Source organism: Bryocella elongata, from assembly GCF_900108185.1.
Classification (GTDB): domain Bacteria; phylum Acidobacteriota; class Terriglobia; order Terriglobales; family Acidobacteriaceae; genus Granulicella; species Granulicella elongata.
Genome location: NZ_FNVA01000008.1, coordinates 128,431 through 153,412, shown reverse-complemented (window position 1 = coordinate 153,412; position 24,982 = coordinate 128,431). Strand labels below are relative to the sequence as shown.

Annotated in this window: 15 protein-coding genes, 1 tRNA gene and 1 pseudogene; 7 read left to right on the top strand and 10 right to left on the bottom strand. The window is 61.3% G+C overall.

The annotated features are described in order from the left end of the window. The first annotated feature begins 19 nt into the window (after nt 1-19). Nucleotides 20-96: transfer RNA gene (locus C4S68_RS20375), tRNA-Arg, on the top strand. A 91-nt stretch (nt 97-187) separates the two neighbouring features. On the opposite strand, the gene C4S68_RS20370 is transcribed toward C4S68_RS20375, so the two are convergent. The 4 genes from C4S68_RS20370 to C4S68_RS20355 form a co-directional block, all read right to left on the bottom strand. After that, the gene (locus tag C4S68_RS20370; protein ID WP_235011753.1) at nt 188-613 is read right to left on the bottom strand and encodes a GNAT family N-acetyltransferase; all 426 of its coding nucleotides are present in this window, start codon (nt 611-613) and stop codon (nt 188-190) included. A gap of 161 nt (nt 614-774) precedes the next feature. Continuing rightward, complete coding sequence (locus tag C4S68_RS20365; RefSeq protein ID WP_235011752.1) at nt 775-1,704, bottom strand: DMT family transporter; 930 nt, start codon at nt 1,702-1,704, stop codon at nt 775-777. Continuing rightward, complete coding sequence (locus tag C4S68_RS20360) at nt 1,698-3,146, bottom strand: GHMP family kinase ATP-binding protein (RefSeq protein WP_103934965.1); 1,449 nt, start codon at nt 3,144-3,146, stop codon at nt 1,698-1,700. Before C4S68_RS20360 ends, C4S68_RS20365 begins: the two co-directional genes overlap by 7 nt. A 51-nt stretch (nt 3,147-3,197) precedes the next feature. Further along, nucleotides 3,198-3,959: a DeoR/GlpR family DNA-binding transcription regulator gene (locus tag C4S68_RS20355; protein WP_103934964.1), complete on the bottom strand. Its 762-nt coding sequence runs from the start codon at nt 3,957-3,959 to the stop codon at nt 3,198-3,200. A 404-nt stretch (nt 3,960-4,363) separates the two neighbouring features. Between C4S68_RS20355 and C4S68_RS20350 the strand changes: the two genes are divergently transcribed. Continuing rightward, nucleotides 4,364-7,630, top strand: a complete 3,267-nt coding sequence (locus C4S68_RS20350; protein WP_235011751.1) for an outer membrane beta-barrel protein — start codon at nt 4,364-4,366, stop codon at nt 7,628-7,630. Between the two features lie 34 nt (nt 7,631-7,664). After that, nucleotides 7,665-8,489 carry a glycerophosphodiester phosphodiesterase gene (locus C4S68_RS20345; protein ID WP_235011750.1) on the top strand — a complete coding sequence of 275 codons (825 nt, stop codon included), beginning with the start codon at nt 7,665-7,667 and terminating at the stop codon, nt 8,487-8,489. 282 nt (nt 8,490-8,771) lie between these two features. Here C4S68_RS20345 and C4S68_RS20340 read toward each other — a convergent pair whose 3' ends face one another. Beyond that, nucleotides 8,772-9,413 carry a S24 family peptidase gene (locus C4S68_RS20340; protein WP_235011749.1) on the bottom strand — a complete coding sequence of 214 codons (642 nt, stop codon included), beginning with the start codon at nt 9,411-9,413 and terminating at the stop codon, nt 8,772-8,774. Between the two features lie 24 nt (nt 9,414-9,437). Continuing rightward, nucleotides 9,438-9,584, bottom strand: a pseudogene (locus C4S68_RS24020) (helix-turn-helix domain-containing protein); the annotation flags it as partial. A gap of 195 nt (nt 9,585-9,779) precedes the next feature. Here C4S68_RS24020 and C4S68_RS20335 point away from each other — a divergent pair. Beyond that, entirely contained in the window at nt 9,780-10,181 is a 402-nt protein-coding gene (locus C4S68_RS20335) for a response regulator (RefSeq protein ID WP_160115264.1), read from the top strand. Between the two features lie 555 nt (nt 10,182-10,736). On the opposite strand, the gene C4S68_RS20330 is transcribed toward C4S68_RS20335, so the two are convergent. From C4S68_RS20330 to C4S68_RS20315, 4 genes are all read right to left on the bottom strand, one after another. Continuing rightward, the gene (locus tag C4S68_RS20330) at nt 10,737-12,137 is read right to left on the bottom strand and encodes an APC family permease (RefSeq protein ID WP_103934960.1); all 1,401 of its coding nucleotides are present in this window, start codon (nt 12,135-12,137) and stop codon (nt 10,737-10,739) included. Beyond that, on the bottom strand, nt 12,127-13,629 hold the full coding sequence (gene argH, locus C4S68_RS20325) for an argininosuccinate lyase (protein ID WP_103934959.1): 1,503 nt from the start codon (nt 13,627-13,629) through the stop codon (nt 12,127-12,129). Before argH ends, C4S68_RS20330 begins: the two co-directional genes overlap by 11 nt. Nucleotides 13,630-13,647: 18 nt before the next feature. Beyond that, nucleotides 13,648-16,644, bottom strand: a complete 2,997-nt coding sequence (locus C4S68_RS20320) for a TonB-dependent receptor (protein ID WP_103934958.1) — start codon at nt 16,642-16,644, stop codon at nt 13,648-13,650. Nucleotides 16,645-16,861: 217 nt separating this feature from the next. After that, nucleotides 16,862-18,133 carry an ROK family transcriptional regulator gene (locus C4S68_RS20315; protein ID WP_235011748.1) on the bottom strand — a complete coding sequence of 424 codons (1,272 nt, stop codon included), beginning with the start codon at nt 18,131-18,133 and terminating at the stop codon, nt 16,862-16,864. A gap of 97 nt (nt 18,134-18,230) precedes the next feature. On the opposite strand from C4S68_RS20315, the gene C4S68_RS20310 reads away from it, so the two are divergent. The 3 genes from C4S68_RS20310 (at nt 18,231) to C4S68_RS20300 (ending at nt 24,871) form a co-directional block, all read left to right on the top strand. After that, nucleotides 18,231-21,071, top strand: a complete 2,841-nt coding sequence (locus C4S68_RS20310) for a PIG-L family deacetylase (RefSeq protein ID WP_103934956.1) — start codon at nt 18,231-18,233, stop codon at nt 21,069-21,071. A gap of 109 nt (nt 21,072-21,180) precedes the next feature. Then, nucleotides 21,181-22,431 carry a ComEC/Rec2 family competence protein gene (locus C4S68_RS20305; protein ID WP_103934955.1) on the top strand — a complete coding sequence of 417 codons (1,251 nt, stop codon included), beginning with the start codon at nt 21,181-21,183 and terminating at the stop codon, nt 22,429-22,431. A 136-nt stretch (nt 22,432-22,567) separates the two neighbouring features. After that, on the top strand, nt 22,568-24,871 hold the full coding sequence (locus C4S68_RS20300) for a GH92 family glycosyl hydrolase (protein WP_235011747.1): 2,304 nt from the start codon (nt 22,568-22,570) through the stop codon (nt 24,869-24,871). The last annotated feature ends 111 nt before the right edge of the window (nt 24,872-24,982 follow it).

Below are 24,982 nucleotides of genomic sequence, written 5' to 3'. Positions count from 1 at the left end.
GACCCAGCCCGCACACCACGGGCGAGTAGCTCAACTGGATAGAGCACCGACCTTCTAAGTCGGGGGTTGCAGGTTCGAGACCTGCCTCGCCTACCATTTCCAAGTCCGAAAAGTTCGGATTCGTCCCTTCGCAGTCGCGCGGACCAACGGAAGCAGTTGGCATCGGAGGCGGTATCTTGCCGACCTTTTACCGCAGCCGCTCCATGTACCAGTCGGGATGCGAGAGCGTTTGGAAGTCCAGTCCGCGGTAAAAGCTCTGTGCGTCGTGGGTGATCAGCGCGACGCGCTTTAGCGGCACGAGATCCGGATGCTCAAGCACCGAGCGGATCAGCCAGCCGCCCAGCCCCTGGCCCCGGCGGCGTTCCACGATGAAGACATCGCACAGGTAAGCGTAGGTCACGTAATCGGTGATGACTCGTGCCACGCCGATCTGTTGGTCGCCCTCCAGGAGGGAGAAGCATAACGAGTGCCGCAAGGCTCGTTGCAGTCTCTCTTCGGTCAGGTCGGCCCACCATCTGGTCTCAGCCAGGAAGCCGAAGACAGCCTGGGGATCGAGACGCTCAGGATTGGTGGAGATCACAAACTCCCCACGCTCCAGAAGAAAATAGTTCACATTCAAAACAGTACTCCCCGACGCCAACTTCGCTGCTGCAGAGCCAGGCAAACGCGATACCCACAAAACAGGAAGATAATCCCATTCCGTTCCTGCGGGAGGGGAAATGTTCAATATTAACAATTTCCGCCCTCCGGAAGCCTGCTCCCGGGTCTCTCCGGCTATACCGCGTAGTCGTAGCGGAAGATCATCACCGTGGCCAGGAGCACGATTACCGAGCCCACCAGGACGCGCGGCGCAAGTCGCTCGCCGAGCACGCAAAATGCGAGCGCCACGCCGAACAGAGGGACCAGATAGAGCGATGCCGAAGCTACGATCACATCGACCGAGCCCAGCGCGCGCAGGAACAGCACCATGGAGACTCCATACAGAAAGATCGCCAGATAGCCAAAAGCTCCCCACTGCCGCAAGGTCAGGTGCGCCAGAGCCTGCAGGCAGTGCGGCTCCAGGGCAAACAGCAAGGGAAGGCTGAAGAGGGTGGTAGCAAGGTAGCTGAAGAATAGGGTTTCGATCCCTGTGAAGGACTCCAGCAATCGCTTGGAATAGACGTTGTAGAAGGCTGATCCAAAGCAGCCTATCGCGATCAGGCAGTTCCCCGCGAGTTCATGCACCGGCATCCCGGCGCCCGTTGCGCGATGCAGCGGGGAGAGCAGGAACACCCCGGCGAAGCCGAGGAGTAACGCACCAAGCCGCAACGATGTGAGCCGCTCCTGCAGCAGCCACACGGCGATCACCGCGCCGAAGATGGGAATGAGGAGGCTAAGGATCGCGCCATTGGAGGCAGTCGACCAGGTCACGCCCAGCGTCATGCCGACCTGTGCCATCAGCTGGCCCGCGATGCCCGCGAGGACGAACTCGCGCCAGTGTGTGCAGGCCGCGCGAAGCCTCGCTGCGAATCCACCTCGCAGCGAGAGCGCGATCAGGGCGACGACCGTAATGCAGTAGAGCGGCGCCAGTGCGATCGTCAGTGGCCCGGGGCCACCGACGAGCAGCTTCACGGCGACGCCTTGCCCGGCCCATAGCAGGTTCGCCGCCATCAACAGCAGGATTGCCGGCGCGGAACATCTGCGTTCCAGACGCAGCGCTAGCATGCGGCCCCGGCCAGCTCCATCCGCAGAATGCGGGTGCCAAAGGCATCGACACCATCCGAACTGCCGCGGAAGAAGGATGCGTCGGCCCCATGTTCGCGGCTCCAGAGCTCGGCGATCCCCAGGGCTTTCTCGCGGTCCTCCGGCCGGCCCAACAGTACGACCACACCGCCCGCACCGCCGCCTGTCATCTTCGCTCCCGGCAGTCCAGCCTGCAGCGCGCGCCGCACCAACTCGTCGCATGCCTCAGCGCCGAGTCCACACTCGGCATAGGCATGGTGCGACTGAAGGAAGATCTCACCCAGCTGACGCAGTGTGCTCTCTGCGTCGCTCTCGCGATATGACCCCAATAGGGCGTGTACCCGTTGGACGCGCAGATTTTCCTCGACGGCATAGCGCACCGCAGCGCGCACCGGATACTCGGCATCGGGATCGATCTGCGTGAATGGGTCGACATGCTCCCGGTAGCCGGCGAGGAAATCACTGCCGCGCATCGACTCTGGCAACGTGCGTTCATGACGCGAGCGGAACTCCGATACCGCGAGGTTGGAGAGATAACCGTTCCACCGCACATCCGTCCAGCGAGGAATCGCTGAGCCTTCCTCGTGCACGACATCCAGCCCCTCGTTCGCGCAGAGGATGCGATACCCCATGAAGGCTGCAGCCCTGGCGCGTTCGTACGCGTGACCCGTGGTGGAGCGTGGAGTCATCGAGTCCAACCCCCAAAGACACACCCCGGGAGGCAGCTTGAGAGGCGGCGATGGAAGGCACGGCTGACAGAGGATGGGCAGAAGATGATCCTCCCGTCCAAGCACGATGGCGGCCTGATCCATGATGCCGCAGGCCGCGCCGGCGACCACGTTCTCCACCCATTGGGCTGCCGTCGCGAGCGCTACACCGTCGAGTGGGATGTCCCAGGCCGCGGCCATGGCGCGGAGTGAAGCCACCACCAGCGCCGCCGATGAGCTCACGCCCTTATTCGGAGGAAGATCGGACAAGAGGAAGAGATCGAGCCCACCTCGCTGTACGTTCCCGGCCATGCTTCCGTGACGCAGCAGGAAGCACACGGCGCCCAGCACATAACGTCCCCAGAAGGCTGCCGCACCGGAACAAAGGGCGGCGATAGCCGCTGGATCCTCGAGGCTGGCCAGTGGAAGCTCGAAGTCCCTCTTCCAGCCAAAGCTTGCTGCGCCGGGATTCAACAACCGCACCGAGCCATCGCCGCGCCGCTGACAGGCTGCCCATACCGATTCGCGGAGCAGCCCCTGCAGCACCATGCCGCCGGTATAGTCCACGTTGCCGCCCATCACATCCAGGCGTCCCGGCGCGCGCGCGAGCAGCACGGGAACTCCAGGCGCAAAGAAGTCATGCCCCGCCACTGCGGCGACGACGGCTTCTTCGTCCAGAGGTTCGGAGGGTTGTTCCCTGATCGCCCGCGATACCATTCGCCCGCTGAGGTTACAGGATCGCTGTGGATGGAAGATGAATCCTGAGGGTCAGTCCGCCACCTGGACCTGCGTCATGCGGCGAAGCCGCGACAGATCATCGGGCGAAATTCCGCTATCGGTCAGGATGAGATCGCATTCCTCGATGCCGCACAGCCGATAGGTAGCCTCGGTGCCAATCTTGCTGCTGTCTACAGCAAGGATGCGGCGCTTTCCCGCCCGCAGCAATTCATGCTGCGCGTCCGGATCGTGCACCATCACACCCCGGGCAAAGGAGATGGCCGCCGCGCCAAAGATGACCGTATCGGCAAAGATGGAGGTCAGGCTCTTGCCGACTGCGTGGCCGATCAGGTCGTGGCTGCTGGAGCGGTAGACGCCACCGGTGAGTTCCACGCGAATCCCTTCAGCTGACGTGAGCTCTTCGAGAACGGCAAGTGAGAAGGTGAACACCACGATGTTGCGGCGAGCCCGCAGCTCCCTCGCCACATAGAGCGTCGTTGTTCCAGAGTCCAGCACCACCGACTCGCCATCCGAGACCAGCGCACAGGCCGCCGCACCGATGCTGCGCTTGGCATGCGACATCTTCTGCAAGCGCTCGAAGAAGCTACGCTCCGCACCACGCCAATGCTCGATGCGCGCGCCCCCTGGGATGCGGATCACCTGGCCAGCCTCCACCAGCTTCTGCAGGTCGCGACGGATGGTCATCTGTGACACGTGGCAGGCTTCCGCGATCTCCGCGATCGACGCAGAAGTGTTCACTTTTAACATCTGCAGGATCGAATCGAGCCGGGAACGTTCGTTGCTCTCACTCATAGCGGTGCGCCCATCCTCATGAAGATACCGAGATTATAGAGGCCATTCAAGGCTGGAGTAGCAAACGATCGCTCGTTGCGCCTGAAGATTGCCCGAAGAATGAAGATCGCGAAGTTGTGAAAATAATTCACATAAACACAGCTCCATTTTGTCCGTTATTCACATTCGCTTGGTAGGGTCACACCCATCGCATCTTGATCGCCCTTCGCAATCCCCCATGGTTCATGCCTGGCGTGCGACGTGGGCATGGAACTCTCTTCACCCGTTTCTCTTCTGCTGCGAACTCAAGATCTGGAGTCCTTATGAATTGCGCTGTTTCTGTCTTCCGGCTTCTCCGTGGCTCTTCCTGGCGTCTGTCAGGCAGAGTCCTACGCGCGAGCCGGATCGTCCTGGGTTCTGTCGTGATGTTTGCGGTGCTCGTGGGGAGCGCCGCGATCCATGCCCAGACCTTCTATGGCTCCGTGAGCGGCATTGTGAAGGACTCGGATGGAGCTGTGGTCGCGGATGTCACCGTGACGGTCCACGAGAACAGCACACAGACCGAGTACAAGACCTCGACGAACCACGCCGGCACCTACCGTGTCTCGTTCCTGAAGCCCGGCAGCTATACGGTGCGGTTCGGACATGATGGCTTTGCACAGTACGTGACGCAACCTCAGAACCTGGTCCTGAACCAGGAACTGGTTGTAGATACGGTGCTGAAGCCAGGCGCGGCAACCGAGGTCGTGACAGTCAGTGGCGCAGCCGATGCGCTGAACACCACCAACTCGCAGATCGGTGGTGAGCTCAGCACGGCCGAGCTGATCGACCTGCCCGAAACGACCAGCTCCAAGGGAGCCAACGAGTTCCTGCTGACCAAGACCTTCGCGGGAGCTTCCAGCACCAGCCAGGACTACTCCAACGTCAACAACCTTTCTCTCGGTGGAGGACGTCCCGTCTCCAGCCCAATCATCATCGATGGCCTGCCCAGCAACATGGGCGTCGACGGAACGTATGGCCTCATCCCCACGCCGGACTCCACCGAGGAGCTGCAGGTGCTCACGGCTCCGTTCTCAGCGCAGTATGGCCAAAGCGGTGGCGGCGCCATCCTGACGACCACCAAGTCGGGCTCGGATCACTTCCACGGCTCGCTCTTCGAGTCCTACAACTCGCAGAACCTGACCGCACTGGGGTACTTCACGGCGCCTGGCTCCGTCGTTCCGGCACAGTCGTTCAACTACTTCGGAGGCTCGATCGGCGGTCCAGTGTGGATTCCCCACGTCTTCGACGGACGCAAGCATCGCCTCTACTTCTTCACGGACTGGGAAGACACGCTCAACAACTCCGCGAACACGCTGAATACCAACGTGCCCACGGCAGCGGAGCGCACCGGCGACTTCTCCGGCTCTTCGGCATTGGGCGGCACCACGCCTACGATCTACGACCCCAACTCCACCGTTGTCACCAACGGCAAGATCAGCCGTACGGCCTTTGCGGGCAACATCATCCCCAAGACCCGGCTCGATCCCGTCGGCATGAACATCCTCGCGTTCTTTCCGCAGCCCAACTGCAGCTATACGGTGGGCTCGGTAACAAACAACTATTGCGTCAACCCCGTCTCGCACAGCAGCTATCTCTATAACGCGGATCGCGTGGACTTCAACGCCTCCGACTATGACCACATCTGGGCGAAGTTCTCGCGCGATGGCCCGACCAACGATGCGGTGAACTACATTCCCAACGCTGCGAACACCTCCGCTACGGGCGGCTGGGTCGACGACCACTACGAGATCTCGTGGAGCCACATCTTCTCGCCGCGCTTCTCGAACGAGGCCCGCATCGGCTACGTGTCGGAGGTGAACTTCAGCTCGCCGCAACCGGCGCCAGCCTCAGCCATCGGCCTGCAGGGCGTGCCGCTTACACAGTTTCCCAGCATCTCGACCACGCAGTTTGCAAGCTTCGGTGCAGGTTCGTACTCAAGGACACGCGACGGTCACATCATCATCAACGATGCGATCGCGATGCAGTTCGGCCGCCACACCTTGTCGGTAGGCGGAGAGTTCATGCGCTACGCCTACAGCAACTACTCCCCGGGCGTGCTCTCCGGCAGCTATGGCTTCTCGGGCACCTTCTCGACGACCGGAGGCCAGTCCGGACTTGGCATCGTCGATCTCGAGCTTGGTCTGCCCGCCAGTGCAAGCATCAACACCACGGACACAATATTCCACGAGAACCTCAACTACTTCGCGGGTTATATCCAGGACGACTATCGCCTCTCCCAGAAGCTGACCCTTAACCTCGGTCTGCGCTATGAGTTCGATGGTCCCTTCTCCGAGGTGCACAACAACATGTACACCTTCAACCCAAACATCACGGACGCGACGACGGGCAAGATGGGCGGCATCCAGTTTGCAGGCTACAACGGAGCGCCGCACAGCCTGATCCCGAACGTCTATACCGGCATCCTGCCTCGCGTGGGTTTCAACTATCACGCATTCACCAACACGGTGGTGCGCGGCGGCTATGGCATCTATGAGCTGCCCAGCATCGGTTACGGCACCGCCGGGCTCACGTCGGCGTCCACGGTAGCGGTCAGCTTCCAAAGCTCGAACCCGGGCGTGACCGCGCCCTTCCAGCTCGACCAGGGTGTTCCCTCGTACAGCCCGAACGTCGGCCCCAACGGAACACCGCTCATTCCCTCGAGCCTCACCAAGCCCTCCTCCAGCCCCACACAGCTTCCGCTGAAGGCCACGCTACCGTATCTGCAGGAGTGGCAACTTAGCGTCCAGCAGAACCTGGGACACGAGTGGGTCGTCGAGGTCGACTACGCAGGAAATCATGGCGTGCACCTGCCGGTAACGCTGCCCAGCAACCAGATCGCTCCTTCCGCAGGCTGCTGCTTTGGCCTGAGCACAGCGCAGAGCCTTCGGCCCTATCCGCAGTTCCTCACCGTCTCGGACATGGTGAACGGTGGCGCTTCCTCCTACGCGGCGCTGTATGCCACGGTGAGCCATCGCTGGACCAGCGGTCTCTCCGTGCGTGGCGCCTACACCTGGGCCAATACCCTTGACGATGCTGATGGCCCTTCGCGAGCCGACGCGGCCCCCGTGCAGAACTACTACAACCTGCACGCCCAGTGGGGCACGGCGATGACCAACATCCCTCAACGCTTCTCGCTCTCACTGGTGGAGGCGCTGCCCGTCGGTGCGGGCGGAAAGTACCTCACTCACCAGCGCGCGATCGACCAGATCATCGGGCACTGGAAGGTGAGCGCGATCGCACAATTTCAGATGGGGTATCCCTACTTCATCTCGCAATCTAACCAGCTCGGTATCTTCTCGGGCGGACAGTATGTGACCAAGGTGGGCAATCCGGATCTGTCGCGGGGCTCACGCACGGTGTCCCGTTGGTTCAACACTTCGGCCTTCGCGATTACGCCTGCGAACACGCTCGGCAATGCGCCGCGTGCCGCGCTCTATGGCCCTGGGCAGAACGTGTGGGACATCAGCCTTCAGCGGGACTTCCCCATCTGGGAGCGCGTGGCCTTCTCTGTACGTGTCGACGCCCATAACGCCTTCAATCATCCGCAGTTCTCCGGCCTGGGAACCAACATCACGAGCTCCAACTTCGGCACAGTGACCGGAGCGAAGGACCCACGCATGTTGCTGCTTGTCGGCCGCCTGCGCTTCTAACAACCGAACGATCATCAAGAGAAAGAGCAGAACCATGCGCATTCACATTGCAACGATGAATCTACTCGCCCTGCTGGCAACGGCCGGGGCCGCATCCCACGCTCAAACAGCGTGGCAACCTTTGAGCAACGATGGGAAGATCCGCGTGATCGCCCATCGCGGTGAGCACCTGCATCATCCGGAGAACACACTGCCGGCATTCCAGGCCGCCATCGACGCCGGCGCGGACTACTTCGAGCTCGACGTCCGCACCACCTCTGACGGCAAATTCATTCTGCTTCACGACAGCAAGCTCGATCGCACCACCAACGGTTCGGGCGAAGTCCAAAAGCACACCTTCAACGAAATCCGCTCCCTCGATGCGGGGGTGAAGTTCTCGCCCGAGTTTGCCAGCACCAAGGTGCCGACGCTGGATGAGGCCTTCGATCTCGCCCACGGCAAGATCAACGTCTACGTCGACACCAAGGACGCGGACCCACAACAGCTCGTCGACACCATCGTGAAGCACGACATGCAGGATCACGTTGTGATCTACGGCAATCCGTTCTTCTTATATGAGGTGAAGAAGATTCGCCCCACGCTGCGCGTGATGCCCGAAGCGATGAGCGCGGACGTATGCAGGCTCATGGTGCGCGCCATGCAGCCACAGGTACTCGCCTTCGATGCAAGCGACTTCAAAGATCCGGTGATCGCATGTGCCAAGGCGGCAAACGCAAGGATCTTTGTCGACCGTCTCGGCGACGCGGACACCCCGGAGACGTGGCAGAAGGCCATCGACCTTGGCGCCGCGGGTATCCAGACCAACCGCCCCGCCGAACTCGCGCAGTGGCTCAAGCAGCATAACCTGACGACACACTAAGCGAACCGAGACTGCTCAACAGAGGGCTACCCTGCGAGAAATCAAGGGGTAGTCCTTTGGTCTCTGGTCCATGCCTACGCTGGATTCCTCATGACGCGGTGAAGCCTGTCGTTGGCAGCATTGACTCCCACAATCACTCTTCACGCCGCCGCCATCTCGTCTGTGGCTCCATGTATGGCGCCAGGCGCCTCTGCAATGCATCACCGATGCGGCCCTGGCCAGATCGCGCTACGCGAGCGCCCCGGAAGCTTTCCAGAGGCCTGTGACAGATTGTCCCTTTGGCTATGTCCCGGAAGCAGGCTTGCTGTTCTCGGCCGCGTGAGGCAAGGCATCCTTTGAGACCCACCAGGCAACTGCGCCGACCACCTTCCACTTGGATTGATCGGTGACGTCGACCGGAAGATACGTATGGTTGGCGGAGATCAGAATGTCGGAGGCCGGGAGCCTCTGAAGCCGGGCCACTTTGAAGCCCAGATCTCGGTGAGAAAACACAGCCAGCTTCTTGTCCAACTGCGCTCGGTCATTCAAACCGGTATCGACGGCGATGACTGAGTTCGGCGGGATGAGCGGCGACATCGAGTCGCCAACGAGCTGCATGCAAAGCATCTTTTCGGGATGAGCGCACCAGCTAAGCGGCGCCATCAGCACGTCCAGCACCTCAGCCTGCGCCAGGGTGACATGCGGTCCGGGAGGTACGCGATCCCCGTACGCCACAATGTTCAGGAGAGGGAGGACAACAGCGTTCGATTTGCTCTCCACGATCCCTCGCGTCAGCTTCATGCCCGACACAAGGGTAAAGTCCCTGAGATTCACTCGCAAGGACGAGAGCGTCGATTGCAGCTTGGTGTCGGGGAAGTTCGAACGATCAACCCCGGCCCGTTCCCAGAAGTAGCCTCCCTTGGGATGGCCGAGGAGGTTTCCCATCGCCAGGTAGGATGCGCTGGTAGGTTCGTGGCTCCCCTTGATCCATCGAGTGACGGTAGCCCGCGAAACACCCAATCGACTGGCCAAATCAGCTTGAGACAGGCTGAGTTCGTCCAGGAGGCTCCGGATCGGGCCGATCCACTCCGTGCTGGGTGTTGTGTGCTTTAGCATAGGGCCTGCGAATCATGGCTGTTTCACACATGCAATTTCATCAATGAAATCAGCAACATGCGAGCAACAGCAGGTATCGTATCAGCGTCCCAGAAGCTACGTGCGGAACCGACGAAGATCGTTCGCTCCCGGAACCTGCAGTTGGGTTGCCGTGACAGACAGGGACCTCGAAGGCACTCGCGAGAGGTAGCTTCAATGCTTCAGATGCACCAACTCCAGCGGGTGTTGATCGTCGACGACGAACGAGTCATCACCGACACTCTGGTGACCATATTTTCTGCCCGGGGATATGTCACACGAGGCGTCTACTCTGCTGAAGAAGCGCATGCGGTGATCCAGGACTGGCCCCCTGACCTCGCGATCATCGACGTGCGATTGCCAAGGATGAACGGGATTGACTTCGCCATCCTGCTCAAAGCCGAGTGCCCTGGGTGTCGTCTGACGCTATTCTCCGGCCACACTTCCACCGCGGAACTGCTTGAGTTTGCAGAGAGCCAGGGACACCACTTCGACATCGTCGCGAAGCCCATTCATCCTGAGCAGCTTCTTGCCTGGGCGGCGAACAATCCTGCTCCTGAAGCCCAGAGCACAGAGTGAAGTCTTCGTCGAACTCTCGATGCTCGTGTCGACCCCACTACTTTGTAGCGCAGCCACCAAGACTTGCCGCGCTCCCGCGCCTCGAGACGAACGCACCCAATAGTAGAGCGCCCTGTACCTATCAGGCTCTCCGAAGCATCGACGGCCCGGGGTTGCCAGAATTGGACCCGGCAGGTTGAGGCGTCGGCGCGGTTACCCTCTCCATCCGCGTTAACTTCTCTGCCAGGGCGAGGCAGATCAGATGATTTGCAGAGACTCCCTCTTCCTTTGCAATTTCAATAAGCTTCTTTTTCTGAGACGGCGGCATCCTCAATAGAAAGGACTGTTGACGACGTAGAGATTTGTCCATTCTTTCTCCGCAGGACCAAAACTGGTGCCAGAATACACGCCATGCGCCGCTCCGCGAGGAGACGCTGAATTCTCCATAGTTACAGTGGATATTCCACTGCGTGACAGAGGGACGGGCTGAAGGTGCGGGTGGAGGTGTCCTGCGAGGTGGCCGAAGTAGGCCCACGATCGCGACCGCCTCCTGGACGCACGACTTCTCAGCGTCGGTCATGCTCGCCGTCGTTGCCTCACGAGGTAGACGCTTGCGCCGGCGACGAGGATGAGTGCAGCGACGCGGACTTCGCGATGGAAGTTGGGTCTTGAGATGAGGATGAAGATGAATCCAGCGATGGCGAGCAGAGCTGGTAGGGGATAGAGCGGCATGCGGAAGCCGCGGAGCCTGCGTTGTTGGCGATGCTTGGGCAACATCACTGCGATGCCCTGGAGCAGGAACTGGAAGAGGATGCGCACGACGATGAGCGTGCTGATGACCTCCTGCAGGCGGAAGATGCAGCACAGCAGGGTCATGCCGCCGAGTGCAAGCAGCGCATGTTGCGGGATGCGGTGCTTCGGATGCAGTGCAGCGAACCAGCGCGGGAAGTTGCCGTCGCGCGCTGCCGCGAACGGGATGCGCGACTGGCTGAGCAGCAGCGCGAAGATGGAGCACAGCGCGGCCAGCGCGATGAGCAGCACCATGATGCTTGCGGCGGTGTGGCCGTAGAGCCGCTCGATGAAGACGGCCATGATGAACATGCGCTCGTGCAGGCCGCGCTCGCCGAGCATCTCGCGCCATGGAATGACGCCAAGTACGCTGACGTTCATCAGCACATAGAGCGTGGCGCAGATGAGGATCGACCCAATAACGGCGCGGGGAATCGTCCTCTGCGGCTCCCGCACCTCGCCACCGAGGAAGCACACACTGTAGTAGCCGCCGTAGTCATACACGGCGACGAGCAGACCTGCGCCGAGGCCGATGAAGAATGCCTGATCGAGATGAAATGCGCCTGCGGGAAAGTCGAACGCGAGCTGCGGATGAAAGTGCGTGAAGCCCGCGAAGGTGATGAACAGCAGCGTCAGCACGACAGCAATGCCCAGCCAGCGAACGAGCTTATCGATCTGCACGATGCTGCGATAGAGCACTGCCAGCGCAGTGAGTACCGCAGCCATCGCGATCAGTGTCTGGCCGCTGAGGATGATGGGCACGCCCAGAAGCTGCGTCGAGAGGAATGCGTGCGAGGAAGACGGGACAAAAAATGAGATGTACTGCGCGAAGCCGATGCAGCCGGATGCCATCGAAAGCGGCGAGCTGAAGAGCAGCTGCCATGCGTAAAGGAACGAGAACAGCCGCCCCCACTTCTTCTCGCCGTAGAGATGGCTGAGATACGCGTACGATCCGCCAGCCTCGGGGTAGGCCGTGCCCAGCTCGGCCCACACCATGCCATCGCAGAGCGAAAGTGCTGCGCCCAGCAGCCAGCCCAGCATCGCCTGCGGTCCGCCCATCGCCACAACAATCAGCGGAAGCGTGACGAACGGACCCACACCCACCATCCCAATCACGTTGATCCCCAACGCCGAAAGCGTCGAGATACCACGGCGAAGCTCAGGCTGCGGTGAGGGGCTAGATGGCATGGGAATGGAAGAGTGAGTTGCTGGCTTCGAGGGCTCGCTGGTCAGCGGCAGCAAGATTTGCCTCCGTCGTTGCAAGCCACTCCGCATCTATCTGCAGCTGCGCGCGTGCGCGATCGATCTCAGGCTGCAGCGCTTCAACCGCAGTGCCACCAGGTACACGACGCACTGCAACAAAGTTCGCAGCACTCAGTGCATTGAGCACCTTCTCGGGCGGAACCTTGGCCGCTCTCTCGGGCCATGCTGCCAACTCCGTCTCGACAAACTTCGCTAACGCATCGCGATCATAACCATCCGGAAGCGAACGCACCGCGCGGCTCACGATGCCGTGGGCTTCGTGGAAGCTCATGCCCGATTCACGCACCAGCGTATCGGCCAACTCGGTCACCGTCAGGAAGCTTCCCTCAGCGGCCTTCGCCATACGATCGAGACGGAAGGTTGCCTCACCCAAAGCCGCAGAGAGCAGCCGCATCGCATGCTCCGCGTCCTCGAGCGCGTGATACGCCTCTGGCTGCAACGGGTCCTCGGCATCATTCATATCCGCAAACGGAGTGTTGTGCAGGCATCCCAGCACCGACTGCGCGCGCGTCAACGCACGGCTGGCAAGGATGCGCACATGCTCCAGCGGCACAGGATTGCGCTTCTGCGGCATGATGCTGCTGATCTGAACGAAGCCGTCACTAAGGCGAAGATAGCCGAACTCGGCAGTGCTCCACAGCAGTAGATCCTGCGCAAAGCGGCCAAGGCTGACCATCGCCGTCGCAAGCACGCTACAGGACTCCGCAAGGTAGTCTACCGCCGCGATCGCTCCGTAGGAGTTCGTCTGCAGCGCTCCAAAGCCCAGCAGATCTGCCGTGTAATTGCGATCTATAGGGAAGCCCGTCGTCGTAATCGCACAGGCCCCGAGGGGACATCGATTCACTCGAACATACGCCGAGCACACGCGCTGCGCATCGCGCTCCAGGATCTCGACCATCGCCATCAGGTAATGACCGAGCGTCGTCGGCTGTGCCGGCTGATTGTGCGTATACGCCGGCATCAACGCCGCGCGATGCTCTTCTGCCAGCGCAACTAGCGTGCGGCGAAGCTGAAGCTGCGCGCCAAGAAAATCAAGCAGCCGCTGCCGCATCAGCATGCGGTACATCGTCAGATCGATATCGTTGCGGCTGCGAGCAGTGTGCATGCGCTCAGCAGCTTCGCCGGCCAACGCAGCAAGGTCGCGCTCCACCAGAAAGAAGAGGTCCTCAAAGGAGCCGTCGTAGGGTGTTGCAAGGATTGAGGGAATATCCAAAGCATCCAGGGCGCGCAAACACGCGGTAGCGTCCTGTACGCTCATGATCGCCTGCCGCGTGAGCATCAGCGTATGAACACGCTCGATGCGCAGCAGCGGTTCAAGAAAGTATTTCTTCGCGTCCGCAAAGATGGGTGAGAGAACCGTATCGCGATAGACCGGCGCTGGAAACGCCGGTCTATCGCTTTGTTTCGGGGTGTGCATGGTGCCCTTCGATTCAGGTTAGAACTCGATCTTGGCGCCGAACTGGAGTATGCGGGCTTCGAGTACGCTGCTGGTTGGAGCCTTGCTGGGGCCTGTCGTGACTGTGCCGATCGGGAAGGATCCGCCGGAGGAGGTGACGACGGTAGCAGTGGTATTGATGCTGGTGACATTGGTGCGGTTGAAGAGATTGTTGGCCTCGACGAAGATCTGTGGATTGACATGGTCCCAGTACTTGCCCAAAGAACGAGTGTACCGGGCGTCGTACTGATAGACCGCCGGAGCACGCAGCGAATTGCGGCCAACGAAGAGCGGGCGGCTGGAGGCGGTGGAGTCGCCGTTCAGCGAGGCGCTGACGGTTTCGTTCTGGGTATCACCGCTCATCAGATTACCGAGGAGTGCGAAGTTATTTCCGGTGGCGAAGCCATTCGCAAGCCTGTTACCGAAGTGAAACTTGGGGTTGTAGATCAGGCTGAAGGCCCCCGCGTTGGGGTGGTCGACTCCCGAGCGGCTGCGGTCGCGAAGCGGATTGCTTGGGTCTTCGACAGATGCCGAGAACTCGTAGCTGTTCGCTTCAGGCGTGTTGCTGATAGAGTGCGACCACGTGTAGGCCGCATTGAAATCGATCCCCCAAGCAACACGGTGCAGGTAGCTGACTGTCAGGGCGTTGTAGGACGAATTCGAACCGACGTCGATCAGCGTGATGTTGTTGTATTGCGGATAGAGTCGGGTGTTCGCATTGATTGCGCTGGAATAGACCGGACGGCCGTCCGCCAGAGTGCTCGTCGGGTTGATGAGGTTCATGTTGCGCAGGAACTGCATGTTGCGCCCATTGGTCAACAAGTACCCCACGGTCAGTGAGTCGCTGTTCGAGAGCTGCTGCTGGACCTGTAGGCTCGCGTTCCAGGTGTATTCGTTCTTGAAGTTCGGCGTCAGAGCAGTGATGCTCTGTGTTCCAAGGCAAGTGGCAGGCACCTGATTCGGGCTCTGGGGGAAGGTCGGCAGGCACGAGAGTTGCTGCGCTGTCGGTGGCACAGCGGGTGCAGTTTGGTGTGTGTTGTAGCCTGCAACCGAGGCGATGAACGATCCGGAACCTGCTGCGCCATTGTTATAAAGCGGGTTGTACCAGGTGTTGGTGGGCGTGGCCTCGTAGTACATACCACTGTTCACGCGAACCACGGTTTTGGGGAAGACCTGCCATGAGACCGCCAGGCGCGGAGCAAAGTTGCCGAGCGGCGTGCGGAAGTTCTGCGTGTAGACAAACGGCTCGCCCGATGGCGGCGTCGGGGCGCGGTACTGGTCATAACGAACACCATAAGACACAAGGATGTTCTTGCGAAATTGCCATGTATCCTGGGCGAATAAGTCGAAGAAGATGGAATGATACGCCGCGCCTGGCTGGCCGATGCTGGCCTTGACGTTGCTATAGCCGATGGTGGCGTAGGGATTGGTGGGTGTGCCACCGGCCTTGGCGTCGATCCAGTCCTGGATCGTACCGAAGGTGTACTGCGTGTAAACATCCGCAAGCTGTGTATCGAGGTTCTTCTGCAAGCCCGTGCCGAACTTGAAGCTGTGCGCGCCCTTGATCCATGTCACGTTATCGTTGAAGGATGGGATCTTCTCCTGGAACTTGTCCGCCACACCGTTGGAGCCACCAAAGTTTGCAACGCCCGAGATGGTGATCATCGGCCCGGGACCAGTAAGAGGATCGGCCACGTGATGCTCGTTGCGATAGGGCCATGAACCGCGGAACTCGTTGAAGAGGTTCGGAGAGAACGTGCTGATCAACTGGGCGCCGATGATGTGCGCGCGATCCTGAAAGTCCGATGCTGACGAGATAGCGTACAGTCCGCCAATGTTCGTGTTGAACGGGTAGTTGTTGCGGAAGTAGTTATAGCGGACGAAGAACTGATGCTTCGGCGTGATCGCATAGTCGCCGCGTACATCCAGCCACTGCGCGCGCTGCACGCTTGGCGCCGAGCCAAAATCGCTGGCGCTGACGCCGTTCGCGATCAGCAGCGTCTGATTTGCCGGCGTGATGGTGATCGCCTGTGGATTCGCTCGCTTCAGGTGCTCGTACGCTGCAAAGAAGAAGAGCTTGTCGTGCAACACCGGTCCACCGACGCGTCCCACGAAGTCATCCACGTGCAGGCTGGGCTTGGGTACATAACCCGTCGTGCCCACCAAGCAGTTCTGCAGAATCGGGCAGGCACTCGCGGCCTTCGGTCTCCAGATGTACTGCGCCAGGCCGTGGTACTGATTGGTACCAGAGGGCGTGATGACGTTGAAGGTCACACCCGCCGTGTTGCCAAACTCCGCAGGCGCGCCGTTCGCGATGGTCTGCACCTCGTTGGCATACGAGTCAGAAATGGCAAACAGGCGCAGGCCATAGCGATCCGTTTCCGTATCGACCATGCCGTCGAGCTGGTAGTTGATGCGGTCCACAAGGCCGTTGGTGTTGACGGTGCGCGGAATGCCATTCTCCGGGTTCGGATGGCCGCTGACCGCAGGCTGAAACAACACCAGGTTGTAAGGGTTGCGAGAGGTCAGCGGAACGTTCTGCGTCTCCTCCGGCGAGATGGTGCGGCCCACCGTGAGACGTCCCGGCTCCAGAATGGGCGTCGCCGTATCGACCTCGACCTGTGTCGCCACCGAGCCCGCCTTCAGTTGCTCGTCGATCACGATCTCGGCGCCGGCAGCCAGGCGGATGCCGCTCTTGGTCAGGGGTGCAAAGTTCGCTGCACTCGCGCTGACCGTATAGTTCCCCACGGGCAGGTCCGGAACAACGTAGAGGCCATCCCCGCCACTGGTGACCGTGCGTGTGTAGCCCGTATCGATGTTCTTGATGGTGACACTGGCCCCCGTAAGGGACGCGCCCGTGCTGTCTGTGACCAGGCCACGAATAGTGCCGTTGATGGACTGCGACTGCGACCAGGCCACCGGGCTCGTCATGCTGCCGAGGGCGGTCGCCATCGCGACGGCGAATACGGAGTGGCGAACATTACGAAGGTTCGACAAGGATTGCCTCCTGAAGTTGCCATCCGCAGATGGCCATGACCTGAAATTCGACTGCTGATGACGCCCTGCGCTGACCAAAACTTAGTAAAACGTGCTTACGAAGTGGCCCTGATCCTGGTTCCCAAAGATCGAGTTAGTAATAAATATTTACAAAGTAGTGATTGGCCCAAAGCATAGCCCAACATGACAGAGGCGTCAACACGAATTCACAGAGGGGTTAAGACAGCAGCTTCATTTCGCTGGCAGACAGGCTCACGGAGATCGCTCCATGTAGCTGCGCCTGCGGTCCCAGGGAGCTCTGCCGCAGTGCAGGCCGGCCGAATTCGTTCTCCGACAGCAGCTTGTCTGTCGCTCGACACAACTCCGCGTGCGACCCTACTCCTCCGCCCAGGATGACCATCTCGGGGTCCAGCACCAGCGAAAGCTCGCTGATGCTGTGCGCAAGGATCCGCGCCGTGTATTGCACAACTTCGCGCGCGAGCCGATCCCCTTCCGCCGCAAGGTCGAAGACCTCGGACGCACGCAGGCGCCGCAGTGCAGCATCCGTGGTGCGGCCTCGCTTCGCAAGCAGGCGATGCCACTCCTTCTCGATCGCGAGCCCGCCGATGATGCGCTCCAGCTGACCCACGGCGCGAATGCGCAGCGGCTCGCGCGGCTGACCTTCGACGCTCATGTAGCCGATCTCACCAGCGCTCCAGTTCGCTCCATGATGCAGGCGATCGAGCAGGAAGATGCCAGCTCCAACGCCCGTTCCCATCGCAATGAAGACGAAGTTCGCAACACCCTTTGCAGAGCCCCGCCAGTGCTCGCCTACGGCGGCGAGGTTGGTGTCATTCTCCACCGACACCGGCAGGTCGAGCCGCTCCTCCAGCATCGCGCGCAGCGGGACGCCGTTCCAATCGGTGAGGTTGGGCGCCGAGACCACAACACCGGTCTCGACATTCGTGATGCCTGGCGCCCCGGCGGTCAGGTGAAGCACCTTGCGCATCGAGCCGCCAATCTCCTGGCAGCAACATCGCAGGCCTTCAAGAATCAGGTCACACACCGCGCGCGGCGTCCGCTCCTTCTCCGTGAACTGGTGCGCCCATTGCGTCACAATGCGGCCGTTCAGATCGGCCAGCACCATCCGCAGGCGCGTTCCCCCAATATCCACGCCGGCAACGTGACCATGCCCGGCATGGAAGCGCAACATCTCCGGAGGCCTGCCTCCACTCGACTCCCCTTCTCCGAGATGCTCGATGAGGCCGAGGGTTGCCAGGTGAGACACCGCGCTCGACACCGTTGGCGCACTCAAACCGGAGAGACGAACGAGCTCTGCCTTGGAGCACGGGTTGTGTTCCCGTATCAGCCGCAGCAAGGCGCGAGCGTTCACCTGGCGCAGGTGCGACGGCCGCGACGGCTGGGGTTCGGAGCTGCCGGTGAGCTCGAGAGCGGGAGTGACGGGATTGGGGACGCGCATCGTTTGGGAGGGAGTGGGTTCGCAACTCATAATACAAGGGCTATCTTAGTAAACTTTACAAAGTTGTAAAGCCCATGCTATTCCTTAGCCACACTTTTTTCTACTTCGCTGGCTGGAGCGACTGCGCATGCCTTCCTCTTTTCTCCGTACCGCGACTCTCCGCACTTCGACCGCCGCGCTCGCGTTTTGCGTGGCAGCATCCCCGGCGTTGGCCCAGTCCGCGCAGACGATTCCATACGCGCAGCAGAAGATAGCCGCGCGCCCGTTGCCGATCGACCGTGGCTCTGCTGCTCTGGAGCAATCGTTGCGAAAGCTCCGCACGCGCGCCAGCCTCGCGATGGTCGTCGCTCACCCGGACGATGAAGATGGCGGCATGCTCGCCTACGAAAGCCGCGGCCAGGGCGTCGACACCACGTTGCTCACCCTCAATCGCGGCGAAGGCGGCCAGAACGACATGACCTCCGACTACTGGGATGAGCTTGGCATCCTTCGCACGGAAGAGCTGCTCGGCGCCGGCAACTACTATGGCGTGCATCAGTACTGGACTCGCGTCGCGGACTTCGGCTTCTCCAAAACCATCGAGGAAGCGCTGAAGACATGGGGCGAACAGCGCGTGCTGTATGACGCTGTTCGTGTGATCCGCATGACCCGTCCTCTCGTCGTCACATCGGTCTTCGTGGGCAACGTCTCAGACGGCCATGGACATCATCAGGTTGCGGGCTACACGGCACAGCAGGTCTACAAACTCGCCGGCGACCCGAACGTCTTTCCCGACCAGATCAAGGCCGGTCTTCTCCCCTGGTCGCCGCTGAAGGTCTATGCTCGCGTACCCTTCGCCCGGGTCAACGAGAAGGGCATCTACGACTACGCTACCGGCCACTACGCTCCTGTGCGCTTTCGCAACTACATCGACGGAACATGGATCGAAGGTCTGCCCAAGGCCAACGTGGAGGTTCCCGAAGGAAGCTATAACCCGCTCTTCGGTGAGAACTATATGCAGGTCGCGCGTGAGGGCCTGAACGAGCAGAAGTCGCAGAATGGCGGTGTGGCCGTTCCGTTGCCGCGTCCCAACAGCAGCCCATACCATCTCTACGCCGCCCGCTTTGCCACGCAGCCAACAGAGAGCACCTTCTTCGATGGCATCGACGTGACCTTGGAGGGCATTGCTTCGTACGCTCCCGCAGCGCAACGCGCCCAGTGGAGCGCCAGGCTGCATGACCTCAGCGGCACCGTCGACTCCGCCTCAAAGCAGTTCGATGCAACGAAGCCTGAGTCCATTGCCCCCCTGCTGGCCAAGGGACTCGCGCAGACCAACGCTCTGCTTGCTGAACTGGAGAAGAGCAAGCTTCCCGCCGAAGCGCGCTACAACATGGCCCACGAGCTCACCGTCAAGCAGGTGCAGTTCAACGACGCGCTCGCTCAATCGCTTGGCCTGTCTTTGATCGCAAACACCACCGAAGGCACTGGCCCCGCGCGTCCGGGCCCCTTCGGGGACATGTCCACGCAGCTGGCGACGCCTCAGACCGTGGTGCCCGGCCAGACCATCGACGTCGATGCACACGTCGCGAACCAGGGTTCCGAAACCGTGTCTCTGAGCAGCGTCGACATCGTCTCTCAGGCCGGCAAGGACTGGACGATCACACCGAAGGCTGCGACCTCGGGCACGATGCCTGCAGGCGAAGCACGTGACCTCGGCTTCACCGTCAAGGTTCCCGTCGACGCAGAGCTCACGCGCCCTTACTTCTCGCGCCCTGAGCTGGAGCAGTCCTACTACGACATCCGCGATCCCCGTTATCTCAACCTTCCCACTGCCCCGTACCCTCTGCTGGCAGTAGCATCCGTGCAGTATCGCGACGTCACGGTGCGCTTGAACGGTGTGGTGCAGACCGTGCAGCAGCAGAACGGCGTTGGCCCCGTGATGCAACCGCTGCGCGTGGCTCCTGCCATCTCGCTGAGCGTGACGCCACAGGCCGGCATCGTGTCTCTCACCGGCGAAGCCTTTGACCTTGAGGTTAAGCTCCACTCCAGCGTCAAGGGCAGCGCAAAGGGCACCTTGAAGCTCGATCTTCCCAGTGGCTGGAGCTCCACCCCTGCAGTCGCTGACTTCGCCACCACACGCGAAGGTGACGAGCGCAACCTGTCCTTCCGCGTGCAGCCCGGCCACGTGGAGCAGAAGCCATACAACATCACTGCGGTCGCAGAGCTTAACGGCCAGCAGTACAAGGAAGGCTTCGAGACCATCGGCTACTCCGGCCTCCGCCCCTACGTCAGCTACAAGCCCGCAAGCTACCGCGCTACAGGCGTCGATGTGCAGACCGCGCCAAGCCTCAAGGTCGCCTACATCATGGGCACCGGCGACGATGTAGCAACTTCGCTCGAGAACCTCGGCGTGCATCCCACGTTCCTCTCCGCGCAGGACATCGCCAGCGGCGATCTCTCGAAGTATGACGCCATCGTCCTTGGCATTCGGGCCTACGCGGCACGGCCGGAGCTCAAGACCTTCAACAACCGGCTTCTGGAATATGTGAAGGACGGCGGCTCGGTGATCGTGCAGTATCAAACGCCCGAGTACGATCACAACTTCGGCCCCTATCCGCTCACGCTCACCACCGACCCCGAAAAGGTCGTCGAAGAGGACTGCAAGGTACAACTGCTGGATCCCGGCGATCCGCTCCTCAACTGGCCCAACAAGATCACCACCAGGGACTTCGACGGCTGGGTCGAGGAGCGAGGTCACGGCTTCCTTCATGCGTGGGACTCGCACTACATCACACCCACCGAGATGCACGACGTCGATCAGGATCCACAAAAGGGTGGCCTGGTCTACGCGCGCTATGGCAAGGGTTACTACATCTACATGGCCTACGCGTTCTTCCGCCAGATGCCCGAAGGTGTTCCGGGCTCGTTCCGCATCATGGCGAATCTCATCAGCGCCTCGAAGAACCCACAACTCACAGCGGCAAAGTAGAATCGCTTCAGTACCTCGCCAACAGCGCAAGCCCGCTGTTGGCGAGGTTGTCTTAACCCTCAGAACCCACATGGCTGCACTCTCATGGGTCACACCGACAGGAGATCCGATGTTCCCGCGCCGACGTTTTCTCCTCAGCTCGCTTGCGCTCGCAGCCGCGGAGAGCCTGCCCGCAAGCATCCTCCGCGGCGAGGCGCCTGAGCCCAAGTCCCTGCCCGCGTGGGCTCCGGGTGTGCTCGAGATCCACCAGATCGCCACCAATCGCGGCAACAGCGCGCTGCTCATCCTGCCCGATGGCACCACCCTGATGATCGATGCCGGCGCGATCTACGGCTCCACGCCATACCTCAGTGATCCGCTCCCTTCGGCCCAGCATCGCCCCGGTGAATGGATCGGCCGCTACGCGAAGCGGCGGCTCCAGGCCGCCGGCCTCGCATCCATCGACACCTTCCTGCTCACGCATCTGCATGGCGATCACTTAGGCTATCTCGCGCCGGAGTGCCCCACCTCGCCCGATGGCGCCTACCGCCTCACCGGCGTATCCGACGTGGCCGCCATCGTTCCGATCCAACGCTTCGTCGATCGCGCATGGCCCGACTACACCTATCCCTCACCCGCCGATGCGGACTTCCAGAAGAACTATCGCGCGTTCCTCAAGACACAAAGCAGCGCCGGCAAGACGGTGGAGCGCTTTCGTCCCGGCGTCAAAGACCAGTTCACGCTGCAGCGCAACGCCGCTGCGTATCCCAGCTTTGAGATTCGCAACCTCATCGCCAATGGAGAGGTCTGGACGGGCAAAGGCGAGCAGACAAGGCGGCTCTTTCCCGAGCTCTCCACACTCAAGGCCGCCGACTATCCCGCCGAAAATCCCTGCTCCTGCGGCATCCGCCTACGCTATGGCAAGTTCGGCTACTACACCGGCGGAGACCTCACCAGCGATACCAACTACGGCCGCGATCCCTGGCGCGATAGCGAATCGCCCGCAGCCGAAGTCTGCGGCCCGGTCAGCGTTGCCGTCTCCAATCACCACGGCTACTTCAACGCCAACGGCGACCGATACGTTCGCGCGCTGCAGCCGAAGGTCTTTGTGATCCCTACATGGGACTCCGCCCACCCGACCGTCAATGTCCTGAACACGCTGTATTCCAGGGCCATCTATCCCGGACCGCGCGATGTCTTCGCGACCGGCATCAAGCAGGAAAATCGCATAGCCAACAAGAAGACCGATGACCTCAAGTCACGGGCCGGACACATCGTCACACGCGTCGAGCCCGGTGGGGAGACTTTCTCTGTGCACATACTCTCCAACACGGATGAGACGGACATGGTGACCGCCAGCTTTGGCCCCTATACCTCCTGAAGCCTGAGTTAGAGAATCGCGACGCAGCCCGGCTCGCCCTCGCGGTTTGCAGACGGTTCACGCGACGCGCGCATGATGACCCAGGAGAATCTCGCAGCCCCACTGGATTGTTCTGCGAGGAAATCCCTATGATCCTTTGCGCGATCTCTGGAGCCTCTACGTGAACGTCTGCCGCACCGCCTGCCTCGTCTTGCTTGCCTCCTTCTTCGGCAGTGCCTGCCTTGCCGTCGAGCCCCCCGCGGGTCATGCGAAGGACGTCTATCCCTTCCTCGGCGTGGACTGGGGCGGCAACACCTTCGTCGGCGCGGCGCTGCCCTTCGGCATGGTCAAGCCCGGACCGGATATGCAGACCTTCGACGGTCGCCCATCGGGCTTCGGCTACGTCAGCGGCGGCGCGATCGTCGGCTTCTCACACCTGCATCTCTCTGGAGCTTCAGGCAAGTACGGCAACATCCTCGTGATGCCTGCGACAGGCGACCTCACGCTCGACAGGATGGCAACTCCGAGAATGGATGAGGTCGATCATCCCGGCTACTACGCTGCGACGCTGACCCGCTACAACGTGCGCGCGGAGTTGACCACCACGCGGCGCGTGGCGATGCACCGCTACACCTTTCTTGCAGATGCGCCAGCACATCTCACCGTGGACATCGCACACTGCCTGAGCAAGGGCACCGGCTGGGAGGCGCAGCGCTTCCTCGGTGGTGAGGTAACCGTCGTCTCGCCGCGCGAGATCAAGGGCTTCGGGCGCTACACCGGCGGCTGGAATCGCGGTGGAGAGTATCGCGTGTACTTCGACATGGTGCTCGATACGCCAGCAAGCTCTGTCCGTACCTGGACGGGAAGCAGCAAGAGCAATGCCACGTTGAGCGACGCCGCCACGGCCCAGACCGGCGACGACGGGAAGCTCGGGGTGAGCTTTGAGTTCGCTGCCCACGCCAAGCAGGTCGTCCGCGCCAAGGTAGGCATCTCCTTCATCAGCACCGACCAGGCCAGCGCCAACATCGCCGAAGAGGCCCCGGCGTGGGACTTCGACGCATTGCACGCGAAGGCCACTGCCGCATGGGACAAGGCGTTGGCGGTTATCCAGCTGCGCGGTGAAACGGCCGAGCAGCGGACCAAGGTCTACACCGCGCTGTATCACACGATGCTGATGCCGGCCGACCGCACCGGCGAGAACCCCTACTGGCCCACCGACTACGCCGAGCACCCCTACTACGACGACTACTACGCCATCTGGGACACCTACCGCAGCTCCGCGCCGCTGCTCACGCTGATCGCTCCCGACCGCGAGCGCGACCTCATCCGCTCGCTCATCGATATCTACAAACACACCGGATACATGCCCGATGCCCGCAGCGGCAACGACAACGGCCGCACCCAGGGCGGTTCCAACGCCAACGTCATGGTGGCTGACGCTTACGTCAAGAACCTCGCAGGCATCGACTACGAGACCGCCTTTCAGGCCATGCTGCACGATGCCTCTGTGCCACCCAAAGATCAGCAGAAGGAAGGACGCGGCGGCATCCTCGACTACAACAGCAAGGGCTTCGTCACACTCGCCGATGAGCGCAGCGGTTCACGCACGGTCGAGTACGCCTACGACGACTTCGCCATCGCCGAGATGGCCTGCGGCCTGCACCACGACGCCGAGGCGAAGCTCTTTGCGAAGCGCTCCAACAACTGGCAGAACCTGTGGGACAAGGACCTGGAGCGCGAGGGCTTCAAGGGCTTCCTTCGTCCACGCAATCCCGATGGATCCTGGGCGGCGCCGTACTTCGTCGTGCGAGGCACCTGGCCGGACTTCTTCTACGAAGGCGACCTGTGGACCTACTCGTTCTATGCGCCGCAGGACCAGCGCAAGGTCATCGAGCTCGCTGGCGGCGACCAGACCTTCGCCCAACGCCTCGACTACATCTTCCTCAAGCAGCACTTCGACGTAAGCAACGAGCCAGGCTTCCTCATGCCCGTCCTCTACAACTGGGCCAATCGTCCGGACAAGACTGCGGACGTCATCACGCAGGAGCTGGAGAAGTGGTTCACCGCCGGCCGCGGCGGCATCCCTGGCAACGATGATTCCGGCGCGATGTCGAGCTGGTTTCTCTTCAACTCCATCGGTTTCTATCCCAACTCCGGCCAGCCGGTATATCTCATCGGCACACCGAGTTATCCCGATGTGACCATCGCTGTGGGCGCAGGCAAGACCCTGCACATCGTGGCCCGCAACCTCGACCCCGAGCACATCAACCGCTACTTGCAATCCGTCACGCTGAACGGCAAAACCGTCGAAAACAACTGGCTGCGTCACGAGGAGATCGCAGACGGAGGAACGTTGATCTTCACGATGGGCCCGGCGCCCAGCGCCTGGGGCCGCGCGACTCCCCCGCCGAGCATGTCGGACGCCCATCCGCCCTTGTGTTCCGCGGCACTTAGCCGTTAGAAAGCGCATCGAATCCGCACGAGGAAGCATGTCAGCGTACGAGCGCCCGTCCCATGTGCGGAATGCCACGCCCAGGGCATTACCTGTCTTCGGAGATTCCGTAGATTGCAC

What these genes read in the sequence shown, in the direction of transcription:
- C4S68_RS20365 (WP_235011752.1), bottom strand. Translation starts at nt 1,704, where the DNA reads ATGCTAGCGCTGCGTCTGGAACGCAGATGTTCCGCGCCGGCAATCCTG.
- C4S68_RS20360 (WP_103934965.1), bottom strand. Translation starts at nt 3,146, where the DNA reads ATGGTATCGCGGGCGATCAGGGAACAACCCTCCGAACCTCTGGACGAA.
- C4S68_RS20355 (WP_103934964.1), bottom strand. Translation starts at nt 3,959, where the DNA reads ATGAGTGAGAGCAACGAACGTTCCCGGCTCGATTCGATCCTGCAGATG.
- C4S68_RS20350 (WP_235011751.1), top strand. Translation starts at nt 4,364, where the DNA reads ATGTTTGCGGTGCTCGTGGGGAGCGCCGCGATCCATGCCCAGACCTTC.
- C4S68_RS20345 (WP_235011750.1), top strand. Translation starts at nt 7,665, where the DNA reads ATGCGCATTCACATTGCAACGATGAATCTACTCGCCCTGCTGGCAACG.
- C4S68_RS20340 (WP_235011749.1), bottom strand. Translation starts at nt 9,413, where the DNA reads ATGGGAAACCTCCTCGGCCATCCCAAGGGAGGCTACTTCTGGGAACGG.
- C4S68_RS20335 (WP_160115264.1), top strand. Translation starts at nt 9,780, where the DNA reads ATGCTTCAGATGCACCAACTCCAGCGGGTGTTGATCGTCGACGACGAA.
- C4S68_RS20330 (WP_103934960.1), bottom strand. Translation starts at nt 12,137, where the DNA reads ATGCCATCTAGCCCCTCACCGCAGCCTGAGCTTCGCCGTGGTATCTCG.
- argH (WP_103934959.1), bottom strand. Translation starts at nt 13,629, where the DNA reads ATGCACACCCCGAAACAAAGCGATAGACCGGCGTTTCCAGCGCCGGTC.
- C4S68_RS20315 (WP_235011748.1), bottom strand. Translation starts at nt 18,133, where the DNA reads ATGAGTTGCGAACCCACTCCCTCCCAAACGATGCGCGTCCCCAATCCC.
- C4S68_RS20310 (WP_103934956.1), top strand. Translation starts at nt 18,231, where the DNA reads ATGCCTTCCTCTTTTCTCCGTACCGCGACTCTCCGCACTTCGACCGCC.
- C4S68_RS20305 (WP_103934955.1), top strand. Translation starts at nt 21,181, where the DNA reads ATGTTCCCGCGCCGACGTTTTCTCCTCAGCTCGCTTGCGCTCGCAGCC.